Annotated in this window: 14 protein-coding genes; 2 read left to right on the plus strand and 12 right to left on the minus strand. The window is 76.2% G+C overall.

The window, feature by feature from the left end; translation table 11 throughout:
* A partial coding sequence (locus WCS02_RS11530; protein ID WP_340293210.1) for an asparaginase occupies positions 1 to 403 on the plus strand: 403 nt, incomplete at its 5' end.
* 3 nt (positions 404 to 406) lie between these two features.
* Here the strand turns inward: WCS02_RS11530 and WCS02_RS11535 are convergent.
* The 11 genes from WCS02_RS11535 to infC all read right to left on the minus strand — a co-directional run bounded on the left by WCS02_RS11535 (position 407) and on the right by infC (position 10686).
* On the minus strand, positions 407 to 565 hold the full coding sequence (locus tag WCS02_RS11535) for a hypothetical protein (RefSeq protein ID WP_340293212.1): 159 nt from the start codon (positions 563 to 565) through the stop codon (positions 407 to 409).
* Between the two features lie 47 nt (positions 566 to 612).
* A complete protein-coding gene (gene argB / locus WCS02_RS11540) occupies positions 613 to 1542 on the minus strand; it encodes an acetylglutamate kinase (protein ID WP_340293214.1) in 930 nt (309 codons plus the stop codon).
* A complete protein-coding gene (argJ, locus tag WCS02_RS11545; RefSeq protein ID WP_340293216.1) occupies positions 1539 to 2714 on the minus strand; it encodes a bifunctional glutamate N-acetyltransferase/amino-acid acetyltransferase ArgJ in 1176 nt (391 codons plus the stop codon). Before argJ ends, argB begins: the two co-directional genes overlap by 4 nt.
* On the minus strand, positions 2711 to 3772 hold the full coding sequence (argC, locus tag WCS02_RS11550) for an N-acetyl-gamma-glutamyl-phosphate reductase (protein ID WP_340293218.1): 1062 nt from the start codon (positions 3770 to 3772) through the stop codon (positions 2711 to 2713). Before argC ends, argJ begins: the two co-directional genes overlap by 4 nt.
* Positions 3773 to 3814: 42 nt before the next feature.
* Positions 3815 to 4486: a GNAT family N-acetyltransferase gene (locus tag WCS02_RS11555; RefSeq protein WP_340293220.1), complete on the minus strand. Its 672-nt coding sequence runs from the start codon at positions 4484 to 4486 to the stop codon at positions 3815 to 3817.
* A gap of 91 nt (positions 4487 to 4577) precedes the next feature.
* On the minus strand, positions 4578 to 7172 hold the full coding sequence (gene pheT, locus WCS02_RS11560; protein WP_340293222.1) for a phenylalanine--tRNA ligase subunit beta: 2595 nt from the start codon (positions 7170 to 7172) through the stop codon (positions 4578 to 4580).
* Complete coding sequence (gene pheS / locus WCS02_RS11565; RefSeq protein ID WP_340293224.1) at positions 7172 to 8281, minus strand: phenylalanine--tRNA ligase subunit alpha; 1110 nt, start codon at positions 8279 to 8281, stop codon at positions 7172 to 7174. Before pheS ends, pheT begins: the two co-directional genes overlap by 1 nt.
* An 11-nt stretch (positions 8282 to 8292) precedes the next feature.
* Positions 8293 to 9117: a TrmH family RNA methyltransferase gene (locus WCS02_RS11570; protein WP_376984284.1), complete on the minus strand. Its 825-nt coding sequence runs from the start codon at positions 9115 to 9117 to the stop codon at positions 8293 to 8295.
* A gap of 71 nt (positions 9118 to 9188) precedes the next feature.
* The gene (gene rplT, locus WCS02_RS11575) at positions 9189 to 9578 is read right to left on the minus strand and encodes a 50S ribosomal protein L20 (RefSeq protein ID WP_340293228.1); all 390 of its coding nucleotides are present in this window, start codon (positions 9576 to 9578) and stop codon (positions 9189 to 9191) included.
* 59 nt (positions 9579 to 9637) lie between these two features.
* Positions 9638 to 9832, minus strand: a complete 195-nt coding sequence (gene rpmI, locus WCS02_RS11580; protein WP_340293230.1) for a 50S ribosomal protein L35 — start codon at positions 9830 to 9832, stop codon at positions 9638 to 9640.
* A 50-nt stretch (positions 9833 to 9882) separates the two neighbouring features.
* Complete coding sequence (gene infC, locus WCS02_RS11585) at positions 9883 to 10686, minus strand: translation initiation factor IF-3 (RefSeq protein WP_340293235.1); 804 nt, start codon at positions 10684 to 10686, stop codon at positions 9883 to 9885.
* 264 nt (positions 10687 to 10950) lie between these two features.
* On the opposite strand from infC, the gene WCS02_RS11590 reads away from it, so the two are divergent.
* Positions 10951 to 11334, plus strand: coding sequence for a DUF1844 domain-containing protein (locus WCS02_RS11590; protein WP_340293232.1), 384 nt, complete (start codon positions 10951 to 10953; stop codon positions 11332 to 11334).
* On the opposite strand, the gene WCS02_RS11595 is transcribed toward WCS02_RS11590, so the two are convergent.
* On the minus strand, positions 11315 to 12706 hold the full coding sequence (locus WCS02_RS11595) for an MFS transporter (protein ID WP_340293234.1): 1392 nt from the start codon (positions 12704 to 12706) through the stop codon (positions 11315 to 11317). The two genes, WCS02_RS11590 and WCS02_RS11595, sit on opposite strands and share 20 nt — an antisense overlap.
* Positions 12707 to 12790: the final 84 nt, after the last annotated feature.

Below are 12790 nucleotides of genomic sequence, written 5' to 3' on the forward strand. Positions count from 1 at the left end.
GTTCGGCACCACCGTCGCCGGGCTCGCGCGCGCCTACGCCGCCATCGCCTCCGGCGCCCCGGGCTCGCCCGAGGCGCGCGTCCGCGACGCGGTCCTGGCGCACCCCTGGCTGGTGGGCGGGACCGGCCGGCGCAACACGCTGCTCATGGGCGCGCTGCCCGGCGTCGCGGTCAAGGACGGCGCGGACGGCGTCATCGCCGCGGGCTGGACGGACGCCGACGGCGCCGGGGTCGGCGTCGCGGTCAAGGTGCTCGACGGGGCCGACCGCGGCCGCGGCGTGCTGCTGGCCGAGGGGATGCGCCGGGCCGGCCTGGACGTGCCGACGACGGTGCCGGGCGTCACCGACCCCGTGCTCGGCCACGGCCGCCCGGTGGGGGCCGTCGTCGCGCTGCCCTGGGGGTGAGGCTCAACAGAAGGGGCAGGAGTGCGGGGTGCCGAGCACGAGGACCACGACCGGCACGACGACGGACAGCCGGCGGCGGCGGTTGAGCCAGCCGACCGCCCGCAGCTGCCACGGGGCGCTGCCCGGCGCCGGGTCGCGGGGGCAGGTCTGCAGGTCGCTCACGGCTCGCACGGTACGTCACCCGGGGGCGGGCAGGTGGGGTGTCCCCGTCAGGGCGTGACCATGGTGCCCGCGCCGGCGTCGGTGAAGACCTCGACGAGCATGCTGTGGGGACGGCGGCCGTCGACGACGTAGGCGCGGGGGACGCCGCCGCGCACGGCGGCCAGGCAGCCGGCCATCTTGGGGACCATCCCGCTCTGCAGGCCCGGGAGCATCTGCTCGAGGTCGTCGGCGGAGACCTCCGACAGCAGGCTGGACCGGTCGGGCCAGCTGGCGTACAGGCCCTCGACGTCGGTGAGGACCACGAGGCGGCTGGCCCCCAGCTCGACGGCGAGCGCCGCGGCGGCGGAGTCGGCGTTGACGTTGAGCACCTGGCCGGTGAGGACGCCGTGCTCGTCGACCTCGGGGGCCACGCTGGAGACCACGGGCACCCGGCCGGCGTCGAGCAGGTCGCGCACCGCGCTGGCGTCCACCCCGACGACGTCGCCGACCAGGCCGACGTCGACCTCCTCGGTGCTGCCGTCGTCGGCGGCCACCGTCACGGCGCGGCGCCGGGCGGTGAGCAGCCCCGCGTCCTCCCCGGACATCCCCACCGCGTAGGGGCCGTGGGCGTTGACGAGGCCGACGAGCTCGCGCCCGACGGACCCGGTGAGCACCATGCGGACCACGTCCATGGCCTCGGGCGTGGTCACCCGGTAGCCGCCGCGGAACTCGCTGGCGATGCCCAGCCGGTCGAGCATGGCGCTGATCTGCGGGCCGCCGCCGTGGACCACGACCGGGCGGAGGCCGGCGAGTCGCAGGAACACGACGTCGGCGGCGAAGGCGGCCTTGAGCTCGTCGTCGACCATCGCGTTGCCGCCGTACTTGACGACGACCAGGGCGCCCTGCAGCTGCTGCAGCCACGGCAGGGCCTCGACGAGGACGGCCGCCTTCTCGCCCGCCGCCTCGAGCTCGGCCGCGCGCCGGGCGGTGGCGCTCACGAGGAGTAGGCCGAGTTCTCGTGGACGTACGCGGTCGTCAGGTCGTTCGTCCAGACCGTGGCAGCCTCGGTCCCGGCGTGCAGGTCGACCACGAGGTCGACCCACCGCGCGGACAGGTCGACGAGCGAGCGGTCCTCCCCCGGGCCGCCGGCGCGGCACACCTGCACGCCGTTGACGGAGACGTCGACCTCGAAGGGCTCGAACTCCGCCGTCGTGGTGCCGACCGCGGCGAGCACCCGGCCCCAGTTGGGGTCCCGGCCGAAGATGGCGGTCTTGACCAGGGCGGAGCGGGCGACCGAGCGGCCCACCTCGACGGCGTCGGCCTCGCTGGCGGCGCCGACGACGCGCACGGCGACGTCGTGCTCGGACCCCTCGGCGTCGGCGAGCAGCAGCATGGCCAGCTCGTGGCAGACCGCGGTGAGGGCGGCGGCCAGGTCCGCGGCGGCGGGCGTGACGCCCGAGGCGCCGGAGGCCATGAGCGTCACGGTGTCGTTGGTGGACATGCAGCCGTCGGAGTCCAGCCGGTCGAACGTCTGCGCTGTCGCCGCGCGCAGGGCGGCGTCCGCGTCGGCGGCGGTGAGCACGGCGTCGGTCGTCAGGTGGACGAGCATGGTGGCCAGGCCGGGGGCGAGCATGCCCGCGCCCTTGGCGGCCCCGCCGATGCTCCACCCGGCCGGGTCGACGTGGACGGCCTGCTTGGCGTGGGTGTCGGTGGTGAGGATCGCCCCGGCGAAGCCCTCCCCGTGCTCGTCCTCGGCACCGAGGGCCGCGGCGGCCCCGTCCATGCCTGCCAGCACGGTCGCCGTGTCCAGGGGGACGCCGATGATGCCGGTGGAGCAGACGAGGACGTCGATCGCGCCGACCTCGGCCCCGGGGGCGCCCAGCAGGCCGGCGACGTGCTCGGCCGTCGCGTGGGTGACGGAGAACCCCTCCGGGCCGGTGTAGCAGTTGGCGTTGCCGGCGTTGACCGCGACCGCGCGCGCCGTGCCGGTGCGGACCGCCTGCTCGCTCCACAGCACGGGGTGGGCACGGGCGCGGTTGGTGGTGAACACGGCCGCGGCGACGTCGAGCGGGCCGTCGTTGACCAGCAGCGCGATGTCCGGCGTCCCGGACGCCTTGAGCCCGGCGGTGGCGGACCCGGCCCGGAAACCCGCCGGGCGGGTGACGCTCACGGCGCGAGGCCCGTCGTGGTGAGCCCGGTGGTCTCGGGGAGCCCGAGGGCGAGGTTGACGGCCTGGACCGCGGCGCCGGCGGTCCCCTTGACGAGGTTGTCGACCGCGGCGACGACGACGACGCGGCCGGCGCGGGGGTCGAGGGCGACCTGCAGGTGCACGGTGTTGGCTCCCAGGGTGTCGGCCGTCCGGGGCCAGCGGCCCTCGGGCAGCAGGTGGACGAACGGCTCGTCGGCGTAGGCGGCGGCCCAGGCGTCGCGGACCTGCGCCGCGGTGGTGCCGGGGACGACGCGGGCGGTGCAGGTGGCGAGGATGCCGCGCGGCATGGGCGCCAGCGTCGGGGTGAAGGAGACCAGGACGGGGCGGCCCGCGGCCAGGGCGAGGTTCTGCTCGACCTCGGGCGTGTGCCGGTGCCCGCCGCCGACCCCGTAGGGCGACATGGACCCCATGACCTCCGAGCCCAGCAGGTGCGGCTTGACCGCCCGCCCCGCGCCGGTCGTCCCGGAAGCCGCGACGACCACGACGTCCTCGGCCTCGAGGAGACCTGCGGCCATGCCCGGGGCGAGGGCCAGCGAGACGGCGGTCGGGTAGCAGCCGGGGACCGCGAGGCGCCGCGGGGCGGAGGGGTCCACCCCGGGCAGGCGGTCCCGCTGGCGGCTGCCGTCGGCATGGGGCAGCTCCGGCAGGGCGTACGGCCACGACCCGGCGTGGTCGCTGCCGTAGAACTCCTGCCAGGCCGTCGGGTCGGTGAGCCGGTGGTCCGCGGCCAGGTCGACGACGAGCACGTCGGGACCGAGCTGCTCGGCGACCTCGGCGCTGTGCCCGTGGGGCAGGGCGAGGGCGACCACGTCGTGCCCGGCGAGGGTGTCCGGGCGGGTCTCCTGGAGCACCGTCCCGGCCAGGTCGACCAGGTGCGGGTGGTGCTCGTCCAGCGTGCTCCCGGCGCTCGACGCGGCGGTCAGAGCGCCCACCCGCAGGTCGGGGTGGCCGGTGAGCAGCCGCAGCAGCTCGCCGCCGGCGTACCCGCTGGCCCCGGCGACGGCCACGTTATACGTCATAGTGCATGACCATACACAACCGCGGACGACCGCGGCTGCGCGTCAGCGGGCACCGAGGAGCTCGCGGCAGGCGTCGGTGAGGCCGTGCACCGCCACCCCCGGGTGCCCGAGGGTCTGCCACCGGGCGGCGGTGAGCCGGTAGCGCCATCCCTCGCGCCGCGAGCCGCGGGTGACCGCGACCTCCTCGCCGTCCGGGAGGTAGCCCACCTTCTCCGACACGCGTCGGCTGGCCGCGTTGTCCTTCCACGCCTCGGTGCCCGCCCCGAGCGCGCCGAGGTGGTCGAACGCCAGCGAGAGCACGGCCAGCCGCATCCGGGTGCCGGTCCCGCGGCCCTGGTGCGCCAGGCCGAGCCACGACCCCGTCCTCACCTCGCGGCGGACGGCGAACTCCCGGGCCAGCAGGTCCTGGACACCGACGACGACCCCGTCCTGGAGGACGGCGAAGACCAGCGACCACTGCTCGGGACCCAGCGCGGCGCGCTGCTGCCAGTTCCACGCCAGGACGCTGCGGGCACGGGCGAGCGGGTCGGCATCGGCCCAGGGCGCGGAGAAGGGCGTCCAGGACGGGTCGTGGATCCCGTCGTGGGCGACCTGGGCGACGGCGGGCAGCAGGTCGTCGGTGAGGTAGCACAGCTCGGTCCCGCCGCCGGCGTCGAGCACGAGGCCGGCCGGCGGGAACAGCCCGGCCCAGGTGAGGACGGTCGACGAGGCCATCCCGCGACGCTAGCCAGCCCGTCCACCGGGTTCCCGGGGACGCGACCCCGCGCGGACGGGCCGACGAGCGCCCGGGTCGCGCCCGGGCCCGTCAGGTCCGCAGCGTCGCCCCGACGGCCTCCGCCGCGCGCAGCGCACCCTCGCGGGCTCGGGCGACCTCGTCGGCCGTGAGCGTCCGGTCGGCGGCCCGGAACCGCAGGGCGTAGGCGAGGGAGCGGTGCCCCTCGCCGACCTGCAGCCCGATGTAGACGTCGAACAGGCGGATGCTCTCCAGGTGCTCGCCGGCGCCCACGACGAGGGCCGCCTCGACCGCGGCGGCGGGCACACCGGAAGGCACGACCAGGGCGAGGTCCTCCTTGGCGACGGGGTGCCGGGACAACGGCTGGCTCACCGCGGCCCGGTGCGCGCCGGCGGCGAGGAGCACGTCGAGGTCCACCTCGACGGCGCAGGTCCGCGCCGGCAGGCCGAGCGCGGCCACGACGCGCGGGTGCAGCTCGCCGGCGTGGCCGACCAGCGTCCCGGCGTCGCCGCCGGGGCCGTCCTCGGCGAGGGTGAGCACGGCGCAGCGGCCGGGGTGCCACGGCATGTGCGCGTCGTCGGCGGCGACAGCCAGCGGGACGCCTACGACACCGGCGACCTGGCGGGTCACCTCGACGGCGTCGTCCCAGCCGACCGGGCGGCCGGGCCCCTGCCAGCCGGCCATCTCGGCCTGGCCGGTGAGGACCGCGGCGAGGCGGCGGGGCTGGTGCGGGACGGCAGCGTCGAGCGCGGCCAGCTCGGCGTCGTCCGGCCGGTGCTCGACGCCCGGGACGGGGGCGGCGGGCGCGGCCGGGTCCGGCCGCACGACCAGGCCGGTCTCGAAGACCTGGACGTCGCCCTCGCCGCGGCCGAGGTTCCGGACGACGGTGTCGAGCAGCGGCGTGAGCAGGTTCGTGCGCATCTCCGGCTGCTCGTCGCTCATCGGGTTGAGCAGGCGCAGGGCGCGGCGGCGCGCGTCGTCCGCCGGCAGGCCGAGCGCGTCGTGGGCGGCGGGCGAGACGAACGGGTACGACAGCACCTCGACGAGCCCGCGGCTGGCCAGGTGCTCGCGCACGCGGCGGACCGTGCGCTGGGCCGGGGTGAGGCCGCCGCCGGGGGGCGGGGTGGGCAGCCGCTCGGGGATGGTGTCGTAGCCGCGGAGCCGCGCCACCTCCTCCACGAGGTCGGCGGGGCCGGTGAGGTCGGGCCGCCACGTCGGGGGGACGACCTGAAGCCGGCCGGCCTCGACGGTCACGGTGCAGCCGATCTGCTCCAGCGTCGCCACGACCTCGGCGTCGTCCCAGGCGACGCCGACCAGGCGGGCGGGCAGCTGCGGGTCCATCGGCACGGGGGCGGTGGGTCGCAGCAGGGACACGTCGGTCCACGCCGGCTCGGCCGTGCCGCCGCCGTGCTCGACGAGCATCCGGACGGCGAGCTCGGCCGCGACCGGGGGCAGCGCGGGGTCGACGCCTCGCTCGAAGCGGCGGCTGGCCTCGCTGGACAGCCGGTGCCGGCGGGCGGTGCGCCCGGTGCTCACGGCGTCGAAGTGGGCCGACTCGACGAGCACGTCGACGGTGCCGTCGCCGACCTCGAGCGCCTCGCCGCCCATGACGCCGGCGAGACCCACGACCCGGGAGCCGGGCCCGCCGGGCGTGCCGCCGGTGTCCTCGCCGCTGTCGGTGATGAGCAGGTCCTCGGGGTCGAGCGTGCGCTCGGTGCCGTCGAGGGTGCGCAGGCGCTCGCCGGCGCGGGCGCGGCGGACCACGACGGGCCCGCGCAGGAGCGCCAGGTCGTAGGCGTGCAGCGGCTGCCCGAGCTCGAGCATGACGTAGTTGGTGACGTCGACGGTGAGGCTGATCGGACGCATCCCCGCCTGCGCGAGCCGCCGCCGGACGTGCGCGGGGCTGGGCGCGGTGGGGTCGACGCCGCGCACGACGCGGGCGACGAACCGGTCGACTCCGGGGCGGCCGCGGACCGGGGCGTCGTCGGCGAGGCGGACCTCGTACCCCTCCCCCGTGCTCGGCGCCGGTGCGAGGTCGAGGACGGGGTCGCGGAAGGCGGCACCGGTGGCGTGGGCGTACTCGCGGGCCACGCCGCGCACGCTCAGGCAGTAGCCGCGGTCGGGCGTGACGTTGACCTCGACCGTCTGCTCGGACAGGCCGAGCAGCGCGAGGGCGTCGTCGCCGGGCCGGACTCCGGCGGCGAGGTGCTCCCCGCCGAGCACGATGATGCCGTCGGACTCCTCGCCGAGGCCGAGCTCCGTGGCGGAGCAGACCATGCCGTCGGAGGTGTGGCCGTAGGTGCGGCGGGCGGCGATGGCGAACCCGCCGGGCAGGACCGCGCCGGGCAGGGACACCACGACCAGGTCGCCGGGGGCGAAGTTGTGGGCCCCGCAGACGATGCCGCGCGGCTCGTCGGTCGGGCCGTCGGGGCCGTCCGGGCCGTGGGGCCCGACGTCGACGGTGCACCAGTTGACCGTCTTGCCGTTCTTCTGCGGCTCGGGCTCCATGGTGAGGACGCGGCCGACGACGACCGGGCCGGTGACGTCGCCGCCGGAGATGCCCTCCTCCTCCAGGCCGACGCGCACCAGGCTGGCGGCGACGTCGGCCGCCGTGGTGCCGGGGGCCAGGGCGACGTGCTCGGCGAGCCAGGTCATGGGTACGCGCATCAGCCGATCCCTCCGAGCATCCGGGCGAAGCGCACGTCGCCCTCCACCATGTCGCGCATGTCGGCGACCCCGTCGCGGAACATCAGGGTCCGCTCGATGCCCATGCCGAACGCGAACCCGGAGTACCGCTCCGGGTCCACGCCGCAGGCGACGAGCACCTGCGGGGCGACCATGCCGCAGCCTCCCCACTCGATCCACCCGGTCCCGCCGCAGGTCCGGCAGGCGGGGTCCACCTCGCCGGTGCGGGCGGCGCAGACGAAGCAGCGCAGGTCGACCTCGGCGCTGGGCTCGGTGAAGGGGAAGAACGACGGGCGCAGCCGGGTCGTCACGGCCTCGCCGAACATCTCGCGGGCGAAGTGCGTGAGGGTGCCCTTGAGGTCGGCCATGGTCAGGCCCTCGTCGACGGCGAGGCCCTCGACCTGGTGGAAGACCGGCGTGTGGGTGGCGTCGAGCTCGTCGGTGCGGAACGTCCGCCCGGGCGCGACGACGTAGACGGGCACGCCGCGGGTGAGCAGGGAGCGCGCCTGCACGGGGCTGGTGTGGGTGCGGAGCACGAGGTGGTGCTCCGGCGGGTCCACGTAGAACGTGTCCTGCATCTGCCGGGCGGGGTGGTCGGCGTCGAAGCCCAGCGCGTCGAAGTTGTACCACTCGGCCTCGACCTCGGGGCCCTCACCGACCTCCCAGCCCATGGCGGTGAAGACGTCGCAGACCCGGTCGACGAGGGCCGGCAGCGGGTGGACCGCGCCGGGCGCGCGCCGCGCGGTGGGCAGGGTGACGTCGACGGCCTCGTCACGGAGGATCCGCTCGTCGCGCTCGGTCTCGAGCTCGGCCTGGCGGGCCTGCAGGGCCTGCTGGACCCGGCCGCGGGCCTGCCCGACGAGCTTGCCCGCGGCGGCCTTCTCCGAGCCGGGCAGCTGCCCGATGGACCGGTTGGCCAGGGCCAGCGGCGAGCGGTCGCCGGCGTGGTCCAGGCGGGCCTGCTTGAGGGCGTCGAGGTCGGCGGCGGCCGCGAAGGCCACCAGGGCCGCCTCCACCGCTGCGGAGACGTGCTCCTCGGTGGGGGCCGCCGGGGCGGCCGCAGGGTCCGTGGGGGTGGGGTCGCCGGGCACGACCGGTGAGTCTAGGCCCGGTCCTGTCCGGCGGCGGCGCGGCGGGCGCGCGCCGAGGCGTACAGGCACACGGTCGCCGCCATGGCCAGGTTGAGGCTCTCGGCGGCACCGAGGATGGGGATGCTGACGCGGTGGTCGGCCCGGGCGGCGTCGGCGGCGGGCAGCCCCCACGCCTCGTTGCCCATCACCCACGCGTGCGGCTCGGTGAGGGCGCCTCGGCCGGTGGCGGCCTCGTCCTGCAGCGCGTCCAGGTCGGTCTCGCCGTCGGCGGCGGTGGCCAGGGTGCGCACGCCTGCCGCGCGGCACGCGGCGAGCACGTCGTCCAGGGGCACCCCGGTGACGACGGGCACGTGGAACAGGCTGCCGGCCGTCGAGCGGACCACCTTGGGGGCGTGCACGTCGACCGAGCCGGTGGTGAGCACGACGGCGTCCGCGCCGGAGGCGTCGGCGGCGCGGACCACGGTGCCGGCGTTGCCGGGGTCGCGGACCTGCGCGAGGACGACGAGGGTGCGCGGCCGGCCGTCGAGGACCTGCTGGAGCCCGACGTCGACCGAGTGGGCCACCGCCAGGACCGGCTGGGGGGTGACGGCGTCGGCCATGGCGGCCATGACCTCGGCGCTGGCGGTGCGGACCTCGACCCGGGCGGCCGCGGCGGCGCGGGCGTAGGCGGGGTCGGCGTCCGGCCCGGTGTACAGCGCGTCGACGACCACCCCGACCCGGCTGCCCGGGTCGGCGACGGCTGCGAGCAGCTCCGTCACGGGACCGTGCCCTTCGACGAGGAACCGGCCCCGGGACGCACGCACGGGGCGCCCCGAGAGCCGGGCCACCTGCTTCACCCGCTCGGCGCGGGGGTTGGTGAGCTCCGGCGCCCCGGGGCGCCCCGTCGTGCTGTCGGTGCTGATGCTGCTCAGGCCGCCTGGTCGTCGCCGACCGGCGTGCCGGCGGGCAGGGCCGCGCGGGCGGCGTCGACGAGCACGGTGAACGCCGCGGCGTCGGAGACGGCCAGCTCGGCGAGCATGCGGCGGTCGACCTCGATGCCGGCCAGGCCGAGGCCCTGGATGAACCGGTTGTAGGTCATGCCGTTGGCGCGGGCAGCAGCGTTGATGCGCTGGATCCACAGGCGGCGGAAGTCACCCTTGCGCGCCTTGCGGTCGCGGTAGGAGTAGACGCCGGAGTGGAGGATCTGCTCCTTGGCCTTGCGGTACAGGCGCGAGCGCTGACCGCGGTAGCCGCTGGCCTGCTCGAGGACCTCGCGACGCTTCTTGTGGGCGTTGACTGCCCTCTTCACACGTGCCATGTGCGGTGCTCCTGCTGGTTCGTCGGGGTGGTCGCCTCAGCGACCGGGGCGGGGCGGGCTCAGATGCCGAGGAGCTTCTTCGCGGTCTTGGTCGCCGAGGGCGACAGCTCCTTGTCGAGGTTCAGGCGGCGCTTGCGGCGCGACGTCTTGGACTCGAACAGGTGCTGGTTGTTCTGCTGCTCGCGCATGATCTTGCCCGTGCCCGTCACCTTGAAGCGCTTCTTCGCACCGGAGTGCGTCTTCATCTTCGGCACCTGAGGTGCTCCTGTCTGCTCTGGCCGGGCCGGGTCCCGCGGGTGCGGGCTCAGGCCTGGGGCGCGGCGGCGGGGGTGCCCGCCGCGGGGGTGGTCTCGTCGGTGGTGCTGTCCGCGGGGGTGGTGACGTCCGCAGGGGTGGTCTCGGTCGTGCTGTCCGCAGTGGTGCTGTCTGCGGTGGTGGCGTCCGCGGTGGTGGCGTCCGCGGTGGTGTCCGCGGGGGCGCTGTCCGTCGGGGTGCTGACGGTGGCGTCCACGGTCTCGCTGCTGCCGCCGTCGGCCGGGGCGGACGCCGCGTCCTTCTCGGCCTGCTTGGCGGCCTTGGCCTCGGTCTTGACCTCGGCCTTCTTCTTGTGAGGGCCGATCACCATGACCATGTTGCGACCGTCGACACGAGGGGTGGACTCGACCGACCCGAGGTCCTGCACGTCGGCGGCGACACGCTGGAGCAGACGGAGGCCCATCTCGGGGCGGGACTGCTCACGACCGCGGAACATGATCATGACCTTGACCTTGTCGCCGGCCTTGAGGAACCGGGTCACGTGGCCCGTCTTGGTGGCGTAGTCGTGGTCGTCGATCTTGAGGCGGTAGCGGATCTCCTTGAGGACCGTGTTGGCCTGGTTCTTGCGGGCCGCACGCTCCTTCATGGCCGACTCGTACTTGAACTTGCCGAAGTCCATGAGCTTGACGACCGGCGGGCGGGCCTCGGGCGCCACCTCGACCAGGTCGAGCTCGGACTCCGTCGCGAGCTTCATGGCCTGTTCGATGCGGACGATCCCGACCTGCTCGCCGTTCGGGCCGACGAGTCGGACCTCGGGGACACGGATGCGGTCGTTGATGCGTGGCTCGGTGATGTGTGCGCTCCTCGGTGAGGGTCTGTGGTCTGGCGGCGGCCGGTCGACCCGGCGCTGCCCCCTGGACGGGCATCGGCCGGGTCCGACGGGTCAGCGACACCCCCGTGCTGCAGGACGTCGCGTCGCTCGCCAGGACAGACGGCTCGTTCACCGCGCGTCCCTCGGACCTGACCCGGGCACCAGGGGTGCACGGGTGGGAGTTGGCCTCCGCTTGTCCGCCTGCCCGGTTGCCCGGACCGGCTGGTCGCCTGACAGGGTAGCAGGATGAGCACCGACCCCCTCCCCGGCGCCGCGCGCGACCTCGCCGACGTCCCCGCCGTCGAGGTCATCACGACCGCCGCCGTCCACCTCATGAGCGCCGCGGCCGTCAAGTGCGGCCTCGTCGACCCCGCCGACCTGGAGGGCGCCACCGGCGACGACGGCGCGCCGCTCACCCCGGCCGACCTCATGGACCTCGCCGAGGCGCGCAGCCTCATCACGTCCCTGGCCGGGCTGGTCACGGCGGCCGCGCCCGAGGTCGGCTCCCAGCACGCGCGGGCGCTGCGCGACGGCCTGCGCTCCCTGCAGCTGGCCTTCCGCGAGGCCTCGGTCGTCCCCGACGCCCCCGGCCAGGGCCCTGGGGAGAAGCTCACCGGACCGGTGCGCTGACAGCCGTCCCGGCAGCGGCGCCGGCAGCCACCCGCCCGCGGTGGCGCCGGAGGACCCCGAGCCCCACGAGCGACAGCACGCCCGACACCGTCGCCACGAGGACGAACGCCGTCCACGGGGCGACGCTGTCGGCCATGGCCCCCGCCAGCGGCGCACCGAGGCTGAAGCCCGCGGTGGTGGCGGTGCCGTGCCAGCCCATCGCCTCGCCGCGGTTGCGGTCCTCGGTGCGCCGGCTCACCCCGTCGGCGCTGGCCGACAGGACGGGCGCGACCAGGACGCCGGCCGGGACGACGAGCACGAGCAGCAGCAGCGGCGTGGTGGCCAGGGCGAGCGGCAGGGTCGCCAGGGACAGCCAGGCGAGCAGCACGAGGGGGCTGGACGCGCCGCGCCGCATGGCGCCGTAGACCAGCCCGCCCGCGCCGGAGGCCAGGCCCCAGACGGCGAACACCCAGGCGATGAACTCCACCTGGTCGAGCCCGCGCAGCACGGCGATGACGCCGACCTCGGAGCCGGACAGCACGAACGCCGTGCCGAAGGAGCAGGCGTACATCGCCAGCAGCCCAGGGGTCATCCAGCGGGGCAGCAGGCGGCGCCGGGCGGGACGGTCGCCGCCGCGCGTCGTCGTCACCGCCTCCCCCTGGGTCAGCGTGCCGTCGGTCGCGGTGCCGCCGGGCGCCTGGACGTCCGGCGAGTGGACGTCGGTCACGGCGCCGGGGTCGTCCCGCAGCCGCGGGTTCAGCCACGCCAGCACCAGCCCCGCCAGGGACTCGCCGATCCCGATCGCGACGAGCGCGACCTCGGGCCCGACCTGGGTGACGGCGACGACGACCAGCGGCGGCCCGGCGACGAAGCTGGCCTCGACGAGCACCGAGTCCAGGGCGAACCCCGCGCGGCGGGAGTGCACGGGCACGATGACGCCGATCGCCTGGCGCACGACGGTGAACACCGGCACGGCGAGCAGCCCGGCGAGCAGGGCCACCGGCAGCAGGACCGGGTACGGGCTGAAGGCCGCGGCCGTCCACAGCACCGGCATGGAGACGATGCTCGGCACCAGGGCCCGGCGCAGGCCGACCCGGTCGACGAGCCGGCCGCGCCACGGGCTGCCCAGGGCGATGCCGACGGTCAGGGCCGCGGTGACCAGCCCGGCGGCCAGGTAGCCCCGCCCCAGGCCCTCGACGACGTAGAGGGTGAGGGCGAGGCCGCCGCCGACGTGGGGCAGGCGGGCGAGGACGCCGACGAGGTACAGCGAGGGCATCCCCCGCACCGCCAGGACGCGGCGGTAGGCGGCGAACCCGCGGGCCTCGGTGGGGTCGTCACCCTGGGGGGTGGTCCTGCTGGGGGTGTCCGTGCGGCGGGAGGGGCTGTCGTGCACCGGGTCATCCTCCGGCATGCGGCGGGCGCGGCCGCACCCGCGGCGGGCGGGCGGTCGGCCGCCGCGGGCGGGCGGTCGACCGCC

It is taken from the genome of Aquipuribacter hungaricus (assembly GCF_037860755.1).
Classification (GTDB): Bacteria; Actinomycetota; Actinomycetes; order Actinomycetales; family JBBAYJ01; genus Aquipuribacter; species Aquipuribacter hungaricus.